General features: G+C 35.2%; 15 protein-coding genes. 3 read left to right on the top strand and 12 right to left on the bottom strand.

Annotated elements, in window-relative coordinates; all coding sequences use genetic code 11:
* Nucleotides 1-144: 144 nt before the first annotated feature.
* The 11 genes from K5S59_RS13095 to K5S59_RS13045 form a co-directional block, all read right to left on the bottom strand.
* Nucleotides 145-789 (bottom strand): amino acid ABC transporter permease, encoded by a 645-nt coding sequence (locus K5S59_RS13095; RefSeq protein ID WP_000345976.1) that lies wholly within the window; start codon nucleotides 787-789, stop codon nucleotides 145-147.
* Entirely contained in the window at nucleotides 790-1,446 is a 657-nt protein-coding gene (locus tag K5S59_RS13090) for an amino acid ABC transporter permease (protein WP_001112663.1), read from the bottom strand.
* Nucleotides 1,447-1,546: 100 nt separating this feature from the next.
* Complete coding sequence (glnH, locus tag K5S59_RS13085) at nucleotides 1,547-2,374, bottom strand: glutamine ABC transporter substrate-binding protein GlnH (protein ID WP_000916482.1); 828 nt, start codon at nucleotides 2,372-2,374, stop codon at nucleotides 1,547-1,549.
* A gap of 12 nt (nucleotides 2,375-2,386) precedes the next feature.
* A complete protein-coding gene (locus K5S59_RS13080) occupies nucleotides 2,387-3,118 on the bottom strand; it encodes an amino acid ABC transporter ATP-binding protein (RefSeq protein ID WP_002070463.1) in 732 nt (243 codons plus the stop codon).
* Nucleotides 3,119-3,250: 132 nt separating this feature from the next.
* Complete coding sequence (locus tag K5S59_RS13075; protein WP_000387178.1) at nucleotides 3,251-4,711, bottom strand: alanine/glycine:cation symporter family protein; 1,461 nt, start codon at nucleotides 4,709-4,711, stop codon at nucleotides 3,251-3,253.
* A 158-nt stretch (nucleotides 4,712-4,869) separates the two neighbouring features.
* On the bottom strand, nucleotides 4,870-5,841 hold the full coding sequence (locus tag K5S59_RS13070) for a phosphotransferase enzyme family protein (protein WP_000401679.1): 972 nt from the start codon (nucleotides 5,839-5,841) through the stop codon (nucleotides 4,870-4,872).
* Nucleotides 5,842-5,864: 23 nt separating this feature from the next.
* Nucleotides 5,865-6,551, bottom strand: a complete 687-nt coding sequence (locus K5S59_RS13065; protein ID WP_098872486.1) for a CPBP family intramembrane glutamic endopeptidase — start codon at nucleotides 6,549-6,551, stop codon at nucleotides 5,865-5,867.
* 202 nt (nucleotides 6,552-6,753) lie between these two features.
* The gene (locus K5S59_RS13060; protein WP_000023359.1) at nucleotides 6,754-7,353 is read right to left on the bottom strand and encodes a TasA family protein; all 600 of its coding nucleotides are present in this window, start codon (nucleotides 7,351-7,353) and stop codon (nucleotides 6,754-6,756) included.
* 258 nt (nucleotides 7,354-7,611) lie between these two features.
* Nucleotides 7,612-11,853 (bottom strand): S8 family serine peptidase, encoded by a 4,242-nt coding sequence (locus tag K5S59_RS13055; RefSeq protein ID WP_098258526.1) that lies wholly within the window; start codon nucleotides 11,851-11,853, stop codon nucleotides 7,612-7,614.
* Nucleotides 11,854-12,254: 401 nt separating this feature from the next.
* Nucleotides 12,255-12,896 carry a response regulator gene (locus K5S59_RS13050; RefSeq protein WP_000590672.1) on the bottom strand — a complete coding sequence of 214 codons (642 nt, stop codon included), beginning with the start codon at nucleotides 12,894-12,896 and terminating at the stop codon, nucleotides 12,255-12,257.
* Between the two features lies 1 nt (nucleotide 12,897).
* Nucleotides 12,898-14,730: a GAF domain-containing sensor histidine kinase gene (locus K5S59_RS13045; protein WP_000655908.1), complete on the bottom strand. Its 1,833-nt coding sequence runs from the start codon at nucleotides 14,728-14,730 to the stop codon at nucleotides 12,898-12,900.
* A 352-nt stretch (nucleotides 14,731-15,082) separates the two neighbouring features.
* On the opposite strand from K5S59_RS13045, the gene gerKA reads away from it, so the two are divergent.
* The 3 genes from gerKA to gerKC are packed head-to-tail and all read left to right on the top strand — an operon-like array spanning nucleotide 15,083 to nucleotide 18,777.
* Nucleotides 15,083-16,585, top strand: coding sequence for a spore germination protein GerKA (gene gerKA, locus K5S59_RS13040; protein WP_098872488.1), 1,503 nt, complete (start codon nucleotides 15,083-15,085; stop codon nucleotides 16,583-16,585).
* Complete coding sequence (locus K5S59_RS13035) at nucleotides 16,566-17,672, top strand: GerAB/ArcD/ProY family transporter (RefSeq protein ID WP_000185792.1); 1,107 nt, start codon at nucleotides 16,566-16,568, stop codon at nucleotides 17,670-17,672. The genes gerKA and K5S59_RS13035 overlap by 20 nt, the downstream gene beginning before the upstream one ends.
* Nucleotides 17,653-18,777, top strand: coding sequence for a spore germination protein GerKC (gene gerKC / locus K5S59_RS13030; protein WP_000474009.1), 1,125 nt, complete (start codon nucleotides 17,653-17,655; stop codon nucleotides 18,775-18,777). The genes K5S59_RS13035 and gerKC overlap by 20 nt, the downstream gene beginning before the upstream one ends.
* Before the next feature lie 32 nt (nucleotides 18,778-18,809).
* On the opposite strand, the gene treC is transcribed toward gerKC, so the two are convergent.
* Nucleotides 18,810-20,471, bottom strand: a complete 1,662-nt coding sequence (treC, locus tag K5S59_RS13025; RefSeq protein WP_000656114.1) for an alpha,alpha-phosphotrehalase — start codon at nucleotides 20,469-20,471, stop codon at nucleotides 18,810-18,812.
* Nucleotides 20,472-20,482: the final 11 nt, after the last annotated feature.

The raw sequence follows: 20,482 nt of genomic DNA, 5'->3' as shown, positions 1-20,482 counted from the left end.
ACACGAAAGCGATTACAATTTCTATATAAAATTAAAACTTTTCTGATAAAACAATATAAAAAATCGAATTATTGCAAGATTCATATGCCACTCAAAGGAAAATAAGGATAAACAAGGAAAAAACCTTTACATATATTGTAAAGGTTAACGAAGTTCTAATCTTCTCGATAAAATTGATAAACTGTAATTTACGATAAAGTACATACAAGCTACTACTATAAACGTTGGAATCATATAATTTACATTCTGTCCGCTAATAATTTGAGCATTATGCATAAGCTCTGGCAGTGATATACCAACTGCTAATGATGTATCTTTCAGCAATGAAATAAACTGACTAACAAGCGGCGGGACCATTCTTCTTAATGCTTGTGGTAAAATAATGTGCCAAAGCGCTTGAACATACGTTAATCCTGAAGATCTTGCGGCCTCAATTTGCCCTTTTTCAATCGATAATAGACCACTTCGAACAATTTCAGATATCATTGCTGCTTCAAATATTGTTAAAGCAACAATTACAGCTGTTATAATTTCTAATTTCAATCCTACTTCTGGAAGTGCAAAATACGTGAAAAATATAATTAAAAGTAGTGGTAAATTTCGAATTACTTCAACGATAATTCCTAATACTTGTGAGACGACAGGTATTTTCATGTAGCGCAATATCCCTATTACACTACCAATAATAAAGCTAAGTACAATTGCTACGAGCGCTACCTCTAACGTTATAAGTAATCCTTTTAATAAAAATAGAATATGATCTCCTGTAATTGCTCCCTTAAAGTCCATTTACACCGCCTCCTTTGCTAAGCGTTTTTCTAAATAACGCACTAGCATACTGAGCGGAATTGTTAATATTAAATAAAACATCCCGACAAATATATACACATCAAACGTAACAAACGTCTTCGTTGAAATTAAATCTCCTTGATACATTAAATCCGTACCAGCGATAATTCCGAGTATGGAAGAGTTTTTTACTAAATTGAGAAATTGATTTCCTAGAGGAGGGATTACGATTTTCATCGCCTGGGGTAAGACAACATAATACATCGCCTGTACATACGTTAACCCTGAAGACCGCGCTGCTTCCATTTGTCCTTTGGCAACTGATAAAATACCAGCGCGAATGACTTCCGCAATAAACGCTGCAGTATATACGGTAAGCGTAGCTGTTCCTGCTACAAAACCATTTAAAGTAATTCCTATTACAGGTAAAGCGAAATAAAATATAAATGCAATTAATACGAGTGGAATATTCCTTACAAACTCTACAAAAGCCGTTCCCAACCAATTTAAAATACGAATAGGTGCAATGCGCATTACAGCCAAAATTATACCCAAAATAAAGCTGCCTATTAACGCAATTACACTAGACATCACTGTATATTTAAAGCCTTCTAAATACATATCAATGTTATTCGTTAATATAGAAAAATCAGGCACATATTCTCCCCTCTTTCTTTACAAGAAGAGGATGAGCGTCCCTCATCCTCTTACTATTTATCAATGGGAATACAGCTCCGCTCATTAAAATATCACTTTACTACTCTTGCTTTTGCCCAATCCATTTCTCATACAATTTGTCGTACTCCCCGTTCGCCTTCATATCTTTTAGCAAGCTATTAATCTCTTTCGTTAAATCATCTGCACCTTTTTGCACTGCAATTCCGTACGGCTCATCCGTGAAAATTTTCCCTACAACTTCATAATTCGAATCTTGTTTTGCCATGCCGTAAAGAATTGCATTATCTGTCGTTAAAACATCACCTTTCCCTGCTTTTAACGCCGTAAATGCCTCACTGTAATTTTCAAATTCTAATACAGTCGCTTCCGGTGACTTTTGACGAATATTATTTGTAGACGTTGAACCTTTTACAGCTAACACTTTCACACCCTTTTTCACATCATCAATACTTTTAATATCGCTTCCTTTTTTCACAAGTAACGATTGCCCCGCTTTAAAATATACATCTGAAAAATCTACTTCTTTTTTACGTTCTTCTGTAATTGTCATTGTTGCGATAATTGCATCAATATCACCGTTTTTCAGTAGTGGAATACGCGTTTTAGACGTTACTTCTTTTAATTCTAGTTTCTTTTCATCTCCAAGAATTTTTTTCGCAAGCGCCTTTGCTACATCAACATCAAATCCTTCTACTTGCCCTGTTGAAGGATTTTTCAATCCAAATAAGTTCGTATCATTCTTCACCCCAACTACTAGCTTCCCGCGCTTTTTAATTTGCTCAACAGCCCCGCCTTGCTTCGTATTCGTTTCTTTCGCCTCATCTTTTTTACTTCCACACCCGGCCACGACAAGTACGAATAAACATGAGAATACGATTAACGTAAACAACTTTTTCATTTTAAGCATAAAACTCCTCCTTTAATGATTTAACACTCTTCTTAAAAATAGACGCGCTCTTTCTTGTTCAGGACTTGCAAAAAATTGCGCCGGTGTTGTATCTTCAATAATTTGACCATCATCCATAAACAAAATCCGATCTGCTACTTCTCGCGCAAATCCCATTTCATGTGTGACAACGACCATCGTCATCCCTTCTTTAGCTAGCGTCTTCATAACATCAAGTACTTCCCCGATCATCTCTGGATCAAGAGCAGACGTAGGCTCATCAAATAGCATAATTTCCGGCTGCATTGCGAGCCCCCTAGCAATTGCTACCCTTTGCTGTTGTCCTCCGGATAATTGATGCGGGTATACACTAGCCTTCTCCGGAATTCCTACTTTCTCTAAATAAAACATCGCTGTTTTCTCAGCTTCCTCTTTTGAAACTTTATTTACTTTAATCGGTGCTAGTGTAATATTTTGAAGAACCGTCTTATGTGGATATAAATAAAAATGTTGAAAGACCATTCCAATATTTCGGCGTAATTCATTCATATCTGTTTTTGCATTGTGTACTTCCGTATCTTGTACAATTAACGCTCCATCTGTAATTGTCTCTAACTGATTTATACACCGTAGCAACGTACTTTTTCCTGATCCGGACGGCCCAACAACTACTACCACTTCACCTTTTTTCACTTGTACATTAATATCTTTTAAAACTTGAAAGCTGCCATAATATTTATTTACATTACGAAACTCTATCAACATACTCCCCCCTTCCCTTACAAAGCATGTACATTCTTTTTATATTCAAAAATAGGCAAAAAAATAACTTCCAGCCTCATTTTGCCCATAAAAAAAGCAAAGGGATTTTCCCTTTGCTTTTTCATTTCTATTCCATTAAGATACTTCTTCTTTCTTATCTTTGCCGTATTCATGCTCCCAGAAATCCGCATTTTTAATTCCTAATGGCCCTGGATCAAATACTGGATCTTTTCCTTCTTTTTTCTGCTTTTCATAATCCTTTAATGCAACTAATGCAGGTTTTTGTAATAATAAAATCGCAATGATATTTACCCATGCCATAATTCCTACACCGATGTCACCTAAAGCCCAAGCTGTTGCTGCTGTTTTTATACAGCCGTAGAATACAGCTCCTAAAAATACAAATTTTAGTACCATAGACAGCCAAGGACGGTCTTTATCACGATTTAAGTACGCGATATTCGTTTCTGCAATGTAGTAATACGCCATAATTGTTGTAAAGGCAAAGAATAATAACGAGATTGCAACGAAACCGTTTCCAAATCCAGGGAAAACAGATTCTACCGCTGCCTGTGTATATCCAGGTCCTGGCTGAGCACCATTTAATTTATTTACGATAAAGTTTTTTCCGCTTGCATCAAATACGTTATACATGCCTGTAATAATCATCATAAATGCTGTTGCTGAACAAACAAATAATGTATCAATGTAAACGGAAAATGCTTGCACTAAACCTTGTTTAGCTGGATGTGATACTTCAGCTGCCGCTGCAGCATGTGGTCCAGTTCCTTGCCCTGCTTCGTTGGAATAAATACCACGTTTTACTCCCCAAGAAATTGCTAAACCGATAATACCACCGAAAGCCGCTTCTAATGCAAAAGCACTTCTTATAATTAACATAAATGCTTCTGGCAATTTTTCAATATTCATAGCAACAATAACGCAAGCTACTAAAATATAACCAACTGCCATAAACGGTACGACAACTTGTGCAACGTTAACGATTCGCTTTACGCCACCGAAAATGATAAGAGCTAACACAACAACTAATAAAGCCCCTGATACGGTAGTGTTAATTCCAAAAGCTGTTTCTAAACTTACGGCAATACTATTTGCTTGCACACCTGGCAGTAAAAGTCCCGTTGCAAGAATTGTCGCTGCAACGAATACTAATGCATACCATTTCACACCTAAACCTTTTTCAATGTAATAAGCAGGTCCACCGCGAAACTGTCCTTGATGTTTCGTCTTATATATTTGCGCGAGTGTTGATTCTACATAAGCTGATCCTGCTCCTAAAAAAGCCACTGCCCACATCCAAAATACAGCTCCTGGTCCACCGAATGCAACCGCTGTTGCTACCCCAGCGATATTCCCTGTTCCAACGCGCCCTGATAACGAAAGTGCTAACGCTTGAAATGAAGAAACACCAGCCTCTGATTTTTCACCTTGAAATGTCAGCTTCACCATTTCTCCTACATGCCTTACTTGTAAAAACCTCGTTCGAATGGAAAAATATAAACCTACTCCTAAACATAAATAAACAAGTGCTGGACTCCAAACAATATTATTTAACCAATTTACGAAAGCTTCCAACATTCCCCCTCCTTCTTTATAAAGAATATTCAGAATATATATAAAATTATAAGTGTATACCGAATCTAGGACAATATTATTTTAATAAAATAAACATATTTTTGTATAAAAAAACAAAGTATATATTGTTTTATATACTTTGTTTTGAACAAAATGTATTATATATTCACAATTGCTTCTTTCCTTATAATTCTTTCATATAATTCTTCTGATAATTTCCGGAAGTTATCTGGCATATCTTTCCCCTTAAACTTCTTTTGAAGCGTACCGTATAAACCAACATCACGTAGACGTAAGAACAACGGTAACGATTCATACCAACTATCAGCCAGTCTGTGCTCATGCTCATAGCCTTTTCGTAACACTTGTAGCTGTTTACGAGCAAAATTCGTCTTCTCTTCCGCTGTCCACGGTGTAAATAGAACAGAGTAATAGAGAACCATCGCTAAATCGTGTATAAAGTAATTATAAGCCGCATCATCAAAATCAAAGATTGTTAGCTCTTTACCATCATAATGAAAATTACCTGGATGAATATCACCATGCATAAGACCAAACGTTTCTCTTTCAATTGGAAGGGCCTTTATCTCATCCATTAATACCGCTGCAATCTTTTTCACTTGATCATCTTCTAATTCATTCACAATCCCACTTTCGTCTTCTTCCCACGTATCACGATAGTCTGTTTTAGGATAGTTCATTGTTAGGCGATGCAGTTGGCCAATCGCTTTTCCCCATGCTTCAAAGTAAGCATCCCCCCAATAAGGCGATTCTTCTCCTTTTACTTGTTCGCCTTTTGCGTATGTAAATAAAGAAGCAAAAAAGAAAGTGCCATCTTCCGCTCCTATTTCTTCTACAAGATTTTGAGACGCTGAGTAAAGAGGTCCTGCTACCTTTGCCCCTTTCTCCGCAACATAGCGTAAAAAATCTAGTTCAGCTTCGACTTCTTTTTTTGAACGATGAGAAGAGTGGGTTAAACGTAATACGTAATCTTCACCACGATCGCCCTTCGCCTTAAAAATATAATTTTCAAAATCTCCAAGTGGCTTTTCTTCCACTGCTACATGAAACAAACTTGCCGCTCTTTTTAAAACCTCTTTTGTAAAAACTCGTTCTACAGCTATTTCCATCTATATCCCTCCTATATATCTTCTTAATTCGACACAAATGTGAGAAGTACTGCTATGAAATTGAATAATGCGTGGGCAATCATCGCTGATAAAATAGAATTTGTTTTCTCATATAACCACGCAAATACTACTCCACTTAAAAAATTCACTGGTAATGTGTTATATGTTGGAATATGAACAACAGTAAATATTATAGAACTTATAAGCACTCCACCCCATATGCCATATCTATCACGAAAAAACGTATAAAAAACACCTCGATATAAAACTTCTTCATAGATTGGTGATATAACTGCTGCTCCAATTACCGCGATACAGAACGCATATATTGATTTATCATTTTGAACTGTTTCCGTTTTACTATTTTCAAAAGAAATACCCATTTTCTCCATTATCATTAATACAGCAATACTAACTATAATTAAAAAAATTAGCGCTACAACTGTCCATAGGAAATCTCTCCATGAAAGCTTCCGAATTCCAATGTCTTTCCACGACAATTTATATCTTTTTATACAAAAAAGATAAACTACAGTAGTAAATATCACTGCCATTATAAATCCCATTAATACTCCAGCATATAATGCGTTCCCTATTATCTCTAAAGCATAGTCATAAAAAAGAGATTCAACTGTTACTGGAACAATAATGAATACAAACATAAATAAATATAAGATTTCTTTCCATCCCCACATACTTTTCAAAATCATATACACCATCCCCCTACTCTGTGTTTCTTTAGGTATAAAAGATGACGTAACGTAACTTTCAAGCTTATTTTCCCCAAATAATTCAAGCATAATTTTCTCTCAAAACACCAAAAAGGGTTGATTCACTAAATCAACCCTTACACTATTAAAAATTCTATTTCTCAATTCTTCATCAATTGATTCTCGTATATAACATTTATTTTTATTTCTCTTCACCTTTTGTCTGCATTGAATTGAAAGTCCAATTTAATTTTAATGAATCTCCTTGAAATACATTTTGCTCTTCATCGTTATCTACAAATGTGAACATTACATAGAAAGTATCATCATCACCAGGAGCAAGTCCATTTCCTTCTCGGTCTACAACACCTTTTTGTACAAGATCAGGAATACTTCCATTTTGCGTAGCTACCTTTAATTCAGATAATGTAGTAGACCAAATTGGAACCTCGTTTTTATCCAAATTCCACAAGAAATCAACACGGATATGATCACCAAAATCAGCATTTCCATTATCTCCTTTAGCATCGATTACACTGTAATCTGTCAGGAGTTTCACATCTCCTATCGCTAAGGTCCCTTTGTTTACTAATTGAAAACCACGCTCCATTTCATCACCTGGTTTAATATTGTCGACATTAATAACAACTTCAGGATTAACACTCAAATCTAAAGTACCCGCTGCAAAAGTGTTTTGTGATACTTCCTTATCACTAAAATATGCATATGTTCCCCCACCAATTAAAGATAAGCCAAGTGCTGCAGTTACAACACCCATACCAAATTTTTTCTTAATACTCATTTCACAAGTCCCCCTATTTTTAAAGTTCAAACTACAAACCTTATTTCCATCCCACAAACAATAATAATTAAGCAACTACCTTGTCCCATAACGAAAGCTGACTAACTTTAAACTAGTTACTTCATGTACCAAAACGACTATTACTTTTAAAATAACCGGTAATGTTACTGTAAATCATTACCGGTTATTTGTTAGCCAATCTCATTTAATTTTATATTCATTGTTTTATTGCTTTATTTACTCTAGAAGTTTGTCCACTTATTTTTTGGGTTCTAAACCAATAGAGCGTAAGATTTTATCTAACGTCACTGGCCCTACATTTTCTTTCGGTTTCTGATTTTCTTTAGCATCTGGACCCTTTTTCAAGAAATTCTTCTCAATAAAACGAATATCTGTTTCATTTACAACACCATCTTGATTGACATCTCCATCTTTTACAGCCACTTTTCCTTTTTCATATGAAAGAGCTGCTATTCTAGCATCTTGAATATCTACCATTTTATCGCCGTTTACATCACCTGCAAGGTTGTCATCCATATCGGCTCTAAAGTTTTGTCCCACTAATTCTCCATCTTGCATTTTCCCTATTTTTGTTGTTAATTTACTATTTAAATGACCTGGCATTTCTACGAAAATATCATATTCTTTATCGCTTACAGGAACACTATGAATTTCAAATTGTCCATTATCATCAACCGTTCCTGTATATTTCTTTCCATCCTTACCAACTGCATACACTTTTGCTCCTAGCTTTGTGTAGTCATTCTTACCCAAATACCCCTCTTCAGTTAAGAAAGCTTCTGGTCCAATATATCCTGTAACCATTGCATGTTTCGAAATAATAGAAAAGGAGGTATCTTTAAACACAGGAATCTCAACGCCTTCTGATGCACCTGTTTTTGTATAAGAGAATTTATCTACTCCAAATGCTGTTAAATTATTAAAATACTCGTCACTCGTCATCTCAAATGTAACATCTACAAATGGTTTGTCTCCATCTAGACCTTTAAATTCTGTTCCTTCTAAAGATGCACCAACTTTCACCTTGTTTTCCCAGTTTCCTTCTTCATTTATCACTGGATTTTCTAATTTAATATTTAATCCATGTTGTTTTGCATATTCTGCAAGTGCTGGATTTGGTTTAACATCTACAAATTTAAATAACTGTTTACTATAAGGAATCTCAAATGTACCTGACATAAGTTGTTTCACATTATTAAGATTTAAAGTTAATGTAATTTTTTCTCCTAGTTTAACTTTATCCTTGTCATAGCTTGGGACAGCGTATTCCGTTCCTTCTTTAACAAAGACATAATCTTTAAATCCATTTGCCATATTTGATGCAGTTGCAAGATCATATCCAAATAACCTTAAATTAAGCGGTTCATTGATTTCCTCTGGAAGTACACCAAATTTAAAATTACCATTGGCTTGAATTGTATTCAACCAACCTGACGGAAAGGCGGAGTTTTGGTAATATACAATTTCATTAGTTTTTTGGTCATACTGAAGGCCTTTTGCCTTTAATACATCTATCGTAGAATCATAAATGTTACCATGTACCCATAATGCACGCTGACCATCTTCTTCTTTGAACATAGATTCATTTACCTCATGAACGCCAGGTTTTACATCGGTAAATTTCATTTCAGGTTTGATATTATCAATAATTACGCTATCTCCTTTTGTATAAGGTTTCCCTTCTTTGTCATATCCAATGAAATCCAGTTGGTAATCTCCATCAGGCAACGTAACTCGCTTGTCTCCAATTGGATGATTTGGATCTCCTGTAAACGGGAATACATAGCCACCCATACCATCGAACATGATATATTCAATATTTGGTGTTAGACTGCTAGCATTAATTGTCCCCACAATTCCTAATGCCTTTCCTGTTTTTCGATCCTTCACCACTGCATCGATAGTTTCAAGTGGACTGTTCAATTTAAATGTCAGCGGTGAACTCGGCCTTTCCATAAATGGATGGAAGTTAGATGTATCTGTTGCCATTGCATCTCTCAGCAAATCTACAGATTCAATTCCTTTTTCTGTGAATTTAACTGCAAATGGCACTTGATATACTTCTTTTTCATTTTTTTTATTTGAAATATGAATATACCCCTCATATCTACCAAATTCAGCGTTTTCTGGAATGATAATTTCAGGGCTAATTTCCCCTGATGTACCTGGAGCCACTTTAATAGAATCTTGTACGTTTAGCTTCACACCATTCTTCACTGCATCTTGCACACCTACACTTGTTGGTGAAAACTCTACTTCTAATTTAAACTCTTTCTCGTCTGTTTTATTGCTGTTCTTAATTAAGACTTTTCGACTATCTTTAATTGGTCCATTTCCCAATTGATTTTTATATCCGAATGCAATAGAACCTGTTTTTTCTTCAATATCTACTTCTTCATCATTTACAATGTTTGATGTTTTATCGATAACCTCGATAGCTGTATCTGCATGAACTGCACGATACGCATCAATTCGGCCCGATCCCACCTCAAATACAGAGCGTGCTTCTTTTAAGTCAACTGCAGTATTCATAAGCGCTTCTTTTACTTCAAACGGGCTATAGTTTGGATGTTCTTGCAAAATGAGTGCTGCCACCCCCGCTGTATGAGGAGTTGCCATAGATGTACCTGACATACGTCCATACGCTACTGGATAATTTTCTCCATCCTTTGGATCATTGATATATTCAGGAACAGTAGAAAAAATAGACACACCTGGTGCTACAATATCTGGCTTAATATCATCAGTTTTCGTTGCAGGACCGCGAGAGCTGAAATCGGCTAAGTGATCTCCTTCTGTTTTTGTGTTACTCAGTTCTCCAAATGTTAAAGATACATCTCCTTGGACAGCTTTTGCTTGCAAGTTCTCACCATCTACTTTTGTTAAGCGGAACGATGGAATAGATGAAGTACTTTCTCCAAGATAACTTGTAATTTCCCCATCTACATTGTTGTATACAATTACCGCCTTTGCGCCTGCTTCCTTAGCATTTTTAATTTTTTCATCAAATGTAATCTCACCGCGTTGGATAAGAGCTAACTTCCCTTTTACATCTTTCCCTGTAAAATCATCTGATTTCCCAAGCCCTGCATATACAACCGATAAAGATTGACCTTTCAAATCTTCAATCTTATCAGTAAAGCTTTTTCCAAGTAGTATCATTTTATCCACATGTAAATCACCTGCATCGGCAGAAAACATTGGGATAGTCATCGCAGCGTCACTTGCTCCAACTGTAATTGGAAGTGCCGCTGCACTAGGTGATCCAAGTGTACCTTCTCCCGGACCACTATTACCTGCTGCTACTACTGTAACAACACCAGCTAACATCGCATTGTTTACTGCAATAGAAGTAGGATATAAAGGATCATTAATAGACGCACCTAATGATAGATTGATAACGTCCATATCGTCTTTCACTGCTTTATCAATCGCAGCAAGAATACCGCTTGTTTGTCCACTTCCATACGGACCTAATACACGATATGAATATAAATCTACACCCGGAGCGACTCCCGTAACTGCATAATCCACACTATTCTGTTTATCTCCAGCAATTGTCCCAGCTACATGAGTACCGTGGGATGTATAGTATGCACTTCCATCATAAATTTCAGGATATCCTCCAGAATTTTGCCAATCCTTATACGTTGTCTCCATTGGATCGGCATCATTATTAACAAAATCCCATCCTTTTATTGAGTTCGGATCTATTTTGCTTGGATCTTCACCTTGCTTTGCACGATACCCTTTATATGCATCCTTCAAATCAGGATGGTTATAATCAATACCAGTGTCCAGTACCCCCACCTTAATTCCTTTACCTGTTATTTTTTCATCATGTAGCTTGTCCACACCAATTTGTGGTACGCTATCTGCCATTTTTGGTTCAACAGCCGCTTTAGCTGTTTCTTTCGGTAAATCAATTTTGACCTCGCTATCTTCCCATACACGCTTAACAATACCAGTACGAACTAAGTCTTCAATCATATTCGCAGGTAATGAAATCGCTACACCATTAAAGGCATTCTTGTATTCTCTTGTTATTTTGGCAGATTTAAAATCTGGCCCCTTATCTTTCTTTTTTTGAAGCTGTTCAAGCTCAGTTTTAAATCCTTTATGCGATGCTTCTACCTTTTGTTCTGCAGTTGAAAGAGCTATTTTTTTCCCTTTAGCCGCTTGTTTCAATACCTCAATTTTGCTAGGTGCTTGCTTAAATTCTACAATCACATTCACATTATCAGGACTTGCTGTATTGATGCCTGGTGAAATAACAAAACCCGTTTTTGTATCTAATGTTTTTAAAGCATTACGTTGTTCCTTTGTAAGTCCTTTCAATATAGAACTTGCATCATCAATTCCAGTTAAATTAGATGTATTTACTTCTTCTGCCAATACGTTATATGGAATTCCTTGAGACATTAACATACCAACGGTTAGCGTTCCGATAAGTATTCTTCCGAATTTCCCTCGTTTCATATTGCATCTCCCCATTACTAAAATTATTTTTCTAAACAAATTGATTCTTAAATTCCCATTTAGTATTGAAAATTCTATTAATCTTAAACTTTTATTTTGTATCATTAAGAATTTCCAACACTACTACCATCCCCATATAGCTAATCATTCACTTTAATCTTTCTATAGAAGCCCCCCATAATTTATTTTCACTAAAAGATTTTCACAAAATGAATTATTAATAGGATTAAAATGTAATTCTATATTTATTATTGCACGTTCTGATTTTTCTGAAAATTAATCAAAAGGAGTATCTTTTTTCTAATGATTCTATGTCTGCATAGTACAAAAGAACTACCTTGCTCTTTATTCTTTGTAATATAGAATAAAGAAACACGATAGTTCTTTTAAACATCTCTTATTTAATCCAACGGAACCAATTGATTTCGAACAGCATAAATCACTGCTTGCGATCGACTTTTCACATTTAGTTTTTTAAAAATTTTATTGATGTGAATTTTAACTGTTTTATCACTAATATATAGAACTTCAGCAATTTCTTTATTACTAAGTCCTTTTACTAATTCAAAGAGAATTTCCTTTTCACGTTCCGTCAGTTCATTTTCATTTGATTCTACTTTCATTTTTTGCTGATGATATGTAATTAATTTTTTAGTCATACGCGGATGAATAACTGAATCGCCTCGATATAACATCCGAATTGCTGCTACTACCTGCTCCGATGATGAATCTTTCAATAAATACCCATCAGCACCAGCTTGGAGTGCATCCATTAAATACTCATCATGCTCATACATTGTAAACACAAGTACTCGGCAATTCGGATAATTTTTTTTCACCAACTCTGTAGCTTCAATACCATTTTTCCCCGGAAGATTAATATCCATCAAAATACAATCTGGTCTGCATTCTTCTACTTTTTCCAATACTCCGTCCCCAGAGCTAGCTTCTCCGACCACTTTCATATCAGATTCATCCTCTAGTATGCTCCGAATTGCGTCTCGTAAAAAAGCATGATCATCTACGACTAATATTTTAATCATTTTACGCACCCCTTGTTTGTGAATCTGGAATTAACAGTGTAATTTCCGTCCCTTTCCCTACAGAACTATCAATCTGTAAAGTAGCCCCTAATTGTTCAGCTTGTTCATTCATATGTAATATACCATAATGTGGCTCATTCTTCGTTTTAACCATAGACTCAAATAATGAAAAACCAACTCCATTATCCTTAACTCTTAAAAGTACGTGCTCACTTTGATAGCTGAGTAAAACATCAGTCTTTTCTGCTTTCGCATGTTTTACAATGTTTTGCAAACTCTCTTGTAATGTATCAAAAATAACCCTTTCTTTTGAAAAACTAAGCGCACGTGCATGACCTCTTTCATGATATGTAATATCTAGTTCGTATTCTTGTTTTAAAGATTTTATTTTACTCGCTATCGCCTGCTTAAGTCCTAATTGTTGTGTCGGATATGGTTTTAAAGCATAAATAGAATAGCGAACTTCCCCTAAGCTTCCTCTTAAATCTTTTATACTTTTCTCTACTACTTGCTGCATATCTATTGGTTTATCACGGTATTTTTTCTGCGCGGATTCTAGTTGAAATATCACCCCGGCTAATGTTTGCGCAATACCATCGTGAATTTCTCGTGCGATTCTATTTCTTTCTTCTAAAATCATTCTTTTTTCCTGCTCAGAAATCAATATCCTTGTTTTAACTACGTTAGCTAATTGGTTAGAAAATGTAGCTAACGACTGTACATCTTCCGGAAAAAAACCTGCAGTTCTACTTTTCCCTGCAACAAACATTCCGACTAGTTCATCATTTACAATAAGAGGAAAATACACAAGTGAGCGTATGACACTATCAAATATTTCATCTCCAGGAGCCATACCAATTTTCCAATCATTAAATACTAGACTTTTAGAGAGTTCCTCAAATGCCTTATTTTTTTCTGAATGATCAGAAATATCAGGGCAGACTTTCCCATCTTTTAATAGAATATTCCAGTTCCCATCATCTTTTGTCCATATTACATATGCTTGTATGCCGAAAAAACCTTTAAGTGCTTGTTTAATATGCTTCAAGTTTCCTCCGGTTAGTCCTCGACTAATTTCGGTCGTAATAAGAAATAACTCATATAATCGTTCCTTCTCCATCCTTATCCGTACAGAAAAAGAACTAATAATTGAAGCTGCTACAAGTGGAAAAAAGAAAAATAGTACTGTAACCTCGTTTACTTCCACACTATATGTACTAATTAATACATGCATCAGTGCTGCATAAGAGAAACCAAAAGTTTCGCAAAGAAATACAGTTACAGTTTTTTTATACCACTGATAGATTGAATATGGTTGCGGAAGGAGTATCATTAACAAATCGTAAAAGCGGTTGTTGAAAAAACAAAAAAACACGCAAAATAATAACAAAGATATTAAATTTTCATATAGAACTGACATATCTATCTTGTTAATTAATAAGGACATACATTTATTTAAAAACCACTGGGCCAAGATCAAACTAAGCGCATGCTGAGTACTATTAAATAACATTCTTTGTATCGGCGAACGACGATGCAGGTGAATAATTAGTGTTACGAGTACAATAGCAATAATAGTTATATGGATTCCAAACTGCCAACTCATAGCGTAAATTATCGGAAAGGTAAGCGAGCTAGTTCCTCTCCAAAATCGTACAGGAAAATACTCTGCAATCCCCATAAATAATAACAACAATATTAGTATTGTTGGATAGGAAGGGATTTTAATTTCAAGTAAAGATATAGTTATAGTAATCAAACCAAGAAAAGAAATGAAATAAAGATAAGAACTAGCAATCTTTTCTCTCATAAAGATAGAATTTACATCCTTCAAAACAACCCCTTCTTTCTTTATAAAACTTCATTTTCTCTATTATCCAATAAAAAACCGGCACTGGCAAAATGGAAGAACCTCCACTAGCCAATCACCGGCTGTGTACTGTACCTAAAAAGGCAAGACACAATACTAGTATTATAAATCGCTTCTCTTAAATTTCCTATTCATCGAATGATGTAATTATACATACCGCTAGGTTTACCACCTTATAGTACAAAAGATATATATTAATATCGTAAATATATACGTTCTTTCCATCCCCCTACTTTTTCTAAATAATCCAAGCATAAATTTCTCACAAACGACAAAAATTAACAGAAGTGACTTTATTCTAAAAGAGGTGGAAATTATGACTGATTACAAAGACCAACAAGAGAGTAAGAATCAAAAGCATATGTTTCCATCCCTTCCGGAGAACATTAATTACATTGAAAATAAACTTTCCCATTCTGATGATATAAAAAAATTAGATCTCCCTTTTCAAAATGGAAAAGGAACGATCTTATATATCGAATCTTTAACAGACCCAAATTTAATTCACCAATTAGCTCTTGAGCCTTTATTAACCCGTTCAGATTTACCTTTGGATAAAGCTTTCGCCACATTAAATATGAAAAAAGAAACAAATTTAAATTATGGCGTACAGCTTCTATTACAAGGAAAATCATTATATTTTCATGAACAAGTCGACAGTTTTTGTATTTTTGAAACAGCTCTTTCTTTAAAGCGAGATATAACAGAACCTGATAATGAAGGCATTGTCCGTGGACCGCATACTGGTTTTGTAGAAGATTTAGCAACCAATTTAGCTTCGATTCGTAAACTCATAAAAAGTCCAAATGTCGTAGTTAAATATTTCACACTTGGTGAAGAAATGCATACAAAAGTGGCAATTGCTTATATGCAAAACATAGCGAATGACGATCTCGTTACAGAAGTGAAAAGAAGGTTAGAAACGATTAAAACGGATGCACTCATGCCTCCAGGATACATACAAGAATTTATAGAGGATACGTCTTTCTCACCCTTCCCGCAGCAATTAAATACAGAGCGTCCAGATAGAGTCGCAGCAAATTTAATGGAAGGGCGCGTCGCTATTTTATCTGATGGAGATCCAACAGCGCTCATCGTACCTGTTACGTTATTCGCTTTCTATCAATCACCAGATGATTATAATAACCGCTGGATTGTCGGTTCTTTCGTCCGAATGATTCGCTTAGTAAGCTTTTTAATTGCCTTTCTCTTGCCAGGTTTATATATTGCAACTGTCGCTTTTCATCCTGATGTGTTGCCGCTCGAACTTGTGTATACAATTAAAGCTTCATTAGAGAAAGTACCGCTTCCTCCTATTTTTGAAGCTCTCTTAATGGAATTAATCTTTGAATTACTACGGGAAGCTGGTATTCGCTTGCCAAGCCGAGTTGGACAAACAATCGGTATTGTAGGCGGTTTAGTAATTGGTGATGCAATTGTAAAAGCCGGCCTTGTTTCTTATACAATGATCATCGTTGTAGCTTTAACTGCAATCTCATCTTTTCTCGTTCCATCAAATGATATGAGTTCCGCAGTTCGGATTCTTCGTTTTCCGTTAATGCTCCTTGCTGCCATATTCGGATATGTAGGCATCTCATTCGGTCTAATTATAACTTTCGTTCATTTATGTCAACTACATTCTTTTCATACACCATATCTTTCTCCCGTTGCCCCGATGCGGATAAAAGATATGAAAGATTCTTTCGTAAGACTACCAATTTGGTCATTTTGGGAACGACCACATGATCCAAAACCGAAAAAAATGCAACGACAACATGTAACGAGAGAGGATGAGGACGGTGACAAACACGCAAAGTAAAATCTCGCTAGTTCAATTTACCTTTTTCGTTATTCAATGCCAAATCGGAGTTGGTATACTTTCTCTCCCTAACCGTCTTCACCCAATTGCTAAAGGTGGTGGATGGATTTCTGCACTCATCGCTGGACTTGCAATTCAACTTATCATTTTACTTATGTGGCTTTTCTTAAAACGATTTCCTGATGCAGATATGTATGAAAGTGTTTGTATGCTATTTGGTAATAAGTTTGGAAAACTATTAGGTTTTGCTTATGTTTTTTATTTTACCCTTATCGGTATGACGGTTATGTTGAATGTTTGTAATGTCGTTAAAGTTTGGATATTACAAGCAACTCCGTGGTATGCCATTCTTATGTTATTTACAATAGCTTGTTGTTATGTAGCTTATAATACGTTTAAAGTCATCGTACGATTTTATGTCATGGCCTCTATTCTCATTTTACCTATGGCGCTTTTAATTGCTCTAGGGCTTTCCCGAGCTGATTTTTCTTATATTTTTCCCATTACAGAGGCTGGATGGTGGAATATTATTCAAGCATCGAAAGAAACAATTACAGCCATGTATGGTTTTGAAATTATTCTTATCGCTTTCCCAAAAGTAAATGGGAATTCTGTGGCAAAACTGAAGGCCATTTCTATCGCTAATGGATTTGTAACTCTTTTTTATACTTTTACTGTTTGGATTTGCTTTATCGTATTTAGTCCAAAACAAATTGAACTTATCCCAGAGCCAGTTGCTTACTTATTACGCTCCTTGCATATCGGGATTATAGACCGGACTGATTTACTATTCATTCCAATATGGATGATAACAGTTGTGGCTTCTATTGCGAGTTATTATTGCGCTGCTTCAATCGGAATTAGACATATCTTCAATCTTGCTAATCATAAAAAGGCTGTTCCAATCGTTGGTATTATTGCTTTTAGTGTAGCCCTATTTATAGATACACCTGAAGAATTAAAAGTAATTGCAACTTTCACTGATAAGTTCACCTATATTTTCATCGTTGTCCTCCCTCTTTTATTTCTACTCTATTCAGTAATAAGAAAGAAGAAAGGAGAACAGTATGTTCAAAAAAAGATTTAAATTACTTTTTATATTATGTACTAGTTCCCTCCTTTCTGGCTGTTGGGATCAAGAACCATTAAGAGAAGCTAGATTAGCTTATAGCATTGGATCTGATATTACGGAAGAGAATAAACTCCAGCAAACAATCGAGCTCGTAAAAAGTTCGAGCGGAGAGCAATCTTCATTCGAAAATGAAATACATTCAGCAACCGGGCATAACATAAGGGATACAAGCGATGCCCTAAAAAAAAATGTGACTGGGAATATTCGCTATTTCAAATATGGTGTTCAATTACTAGGAACCAAAATTCTAAAAAAAGGTATACTACCCTATTTAGATGTCAGCTTTCGTGACCCAACAAACCCAACTGCTTTAGTAAAACTTATTGCAGTAGATGGTGAAACGTCCGAGATACTCGAAAAAAAGAAAGTAGGAAATTTACTAATTGGAGATTTTCTAAAGAAAAAAGTGAAAAGCTTAGAAGATATGAGTGTATTTCCAAAAGAAACTTTAGAAACAGCTGCTACAAAAATGTTAGATCCCGGTAAAGATTTCACCCTCCCGTCTATAAAAATAAAAGGAAAAGAAGTAATTACAAACGGGTTAGCTTTATTTAATAATGATAAATTAACTGGGCATTTACCTTTGAAACATTCTGTTTTATTCGTGTTATTAACCGGAAAAATGGGAACAAGTGCCCGTATAACCCAAAAACTTACTAGCGATGAATCAGAGAAGACATCTGATTATTTAACAATGGAAATTAGCAATCGAAAGTTAAAACGAGACTTAAAAATAACAACGGATAAAAAAGGAAATGTTTATGCTCACATTAAGCTTCAATTAAAAGTTATAGCGCTTGAAGCTCCGAGAGATAATCTTTACAAAATGGATGAAAGAGCCAAACTAAACAAAGAATTGTCTAAACAGCTTACGAAAGAAGCTAAAAAGATAACGAAAAAGTTACAAAAAGCAAATTGTGATGCTTTCGGAATTGGTAGACATCTCATTGCTTATCACCCTGACTTATGGAAGAAAAAAAATTGGAATAAAGATTATGCAAAAGTAAAATTTAAGCCTGAGGTAGAAGTAAGCATTTTGTATAGTGGTGTCTTAAAATAAAAGGTTGTATGCCACGCGGGCATACAACCTTTCTATTTCGCATATCGATATACAATGGATTCATATGGTCTTAATTTAAGTTTTGTAATATCCTTGCTGGAATCTTTATAATTCGACAGTAGTATTTCTTGTTTCATTCCATCTAATTGAACATGTGCTGGTACAGAGTACGTTATTTCTTCTCCATAGAAGTTATTGATAACAAGTAATATTTCATCATTTACAGTACGTGTGTATACCCAAATCTTAGGATGATTTTCATCTAAAATAGCATATTCTCCTTCTGTAATAACATCATATGTTTTTCTTAGTTCGATTAGTTTTTTATAATGATAAAATACAGATTCCTGATCTGCTAATGCCTTCTCTACGTTTATTTCTGTAAAGTTTTCAGCCACTGAAATCCAAGGTGTACTTGTTGTAAAACCACTGTTCATCTCTTCATTCCACTGCATCGGAGTACGGGAGTTATCACGAGATTTTTGTTTTAAAATCCCGATAATCTCTTCTTTTGATAATCCTTCTTCTCGCTTTATATCGTGTATATTTAACGATTCCACATCGCGATATTGCTCAATGGACTCGAATTTAGGATTCGTCATACCGATTTCTTCGCCTTGATAAATGTAAGGTGTGCCCTGCAACATATGCATAGCTGTCGCTAACATTTTCGCAGATTCATTTCGGTACTTTCTATCATCACCGAAGCGTGACACAATACGAGGCTGGTCATGATTACACCAAAATAATGCATTCCATCCTCCGCCCTTTTGCATTTCAATTTGCCAATTAGACATAATCTCTTTTAATTTAATGAAATCAAAATCTGCTTGCGTCCACTTATCTCCATTCGGATAATCCACTTTTAAATGATGAAAACTAAATGTCATACTTAATTCATTACGCTCAGGGTTTGAATATTTAATACAATTATCAATTGTCGTAGATGACATTTCTCCAACTGTAATTACATCTTTCCCTTCAAAAACATTTCGGTTCATCTCTTGTAAATATTCATGAACCCGCGGACCATCTGTATAATATTTACGGCCATCGCTTGTCGCCGTACTTCCGTCATCATTTAAAAACTGTTGATCTTTTGAAATTAAATTAATAACATCTAATCGGAATCCAGTTACCCCTTTATCCAGCCAAAAACGCATCATATCATACACTTCTTCACGAAGTTTTTCATTTTCCCAATTTAAATCAGCTTGCGTCTCATCAAATAGATGTAAAAAATATTGCTCTGTCTTCTCATCATATTTCCAAGCAGACCCACCAAACTTAGATTGCCAATTATTTTTTTCATCACGCCAAATGTAATAATTACGATATGGACTATTTTTATCTTCCTTCGCTTCCTTAAACCACTTATGCTCCGTTGAACTATGATTTACAACGATATCAAGCATAATTTCAATATTACGTGCCTTTGCTTCTTCTAAAAGCTCTTCAAACTCTTCCATCGTTCCGTAAGATGGATCAATGCTGTAGTAATCACTTACATCGTATCCATTATCATTTTGTGGTGATTGGTATATCGGTGTTAACCAAATATAATCTACTCCGAGTTCTTTTAAATAATCTAGTTTCTCTGTAACCCCTTTTATATCACCGGTTTCTTTATTGTAATAGCTATTAAAGCTCTTCGGATAAATTTGATAAACTACACTTTTATGCCAATCCTTCATGTTTAACTTCC

The sequence above is a fragment of the Bacillus sp. BML-BC051 genome (genome assembly GCF_019656175.1).
GTDB lineage: Bacteria > Bacillota > Bacilli > Bacillales > Bacillaceae_G > Bacillus_A > Bacillus_A mobilis.
Note: the sequence above shows the minus strand (reverse complement) of the source record. Positions and strands in the feature narration are given on the sequence as shown.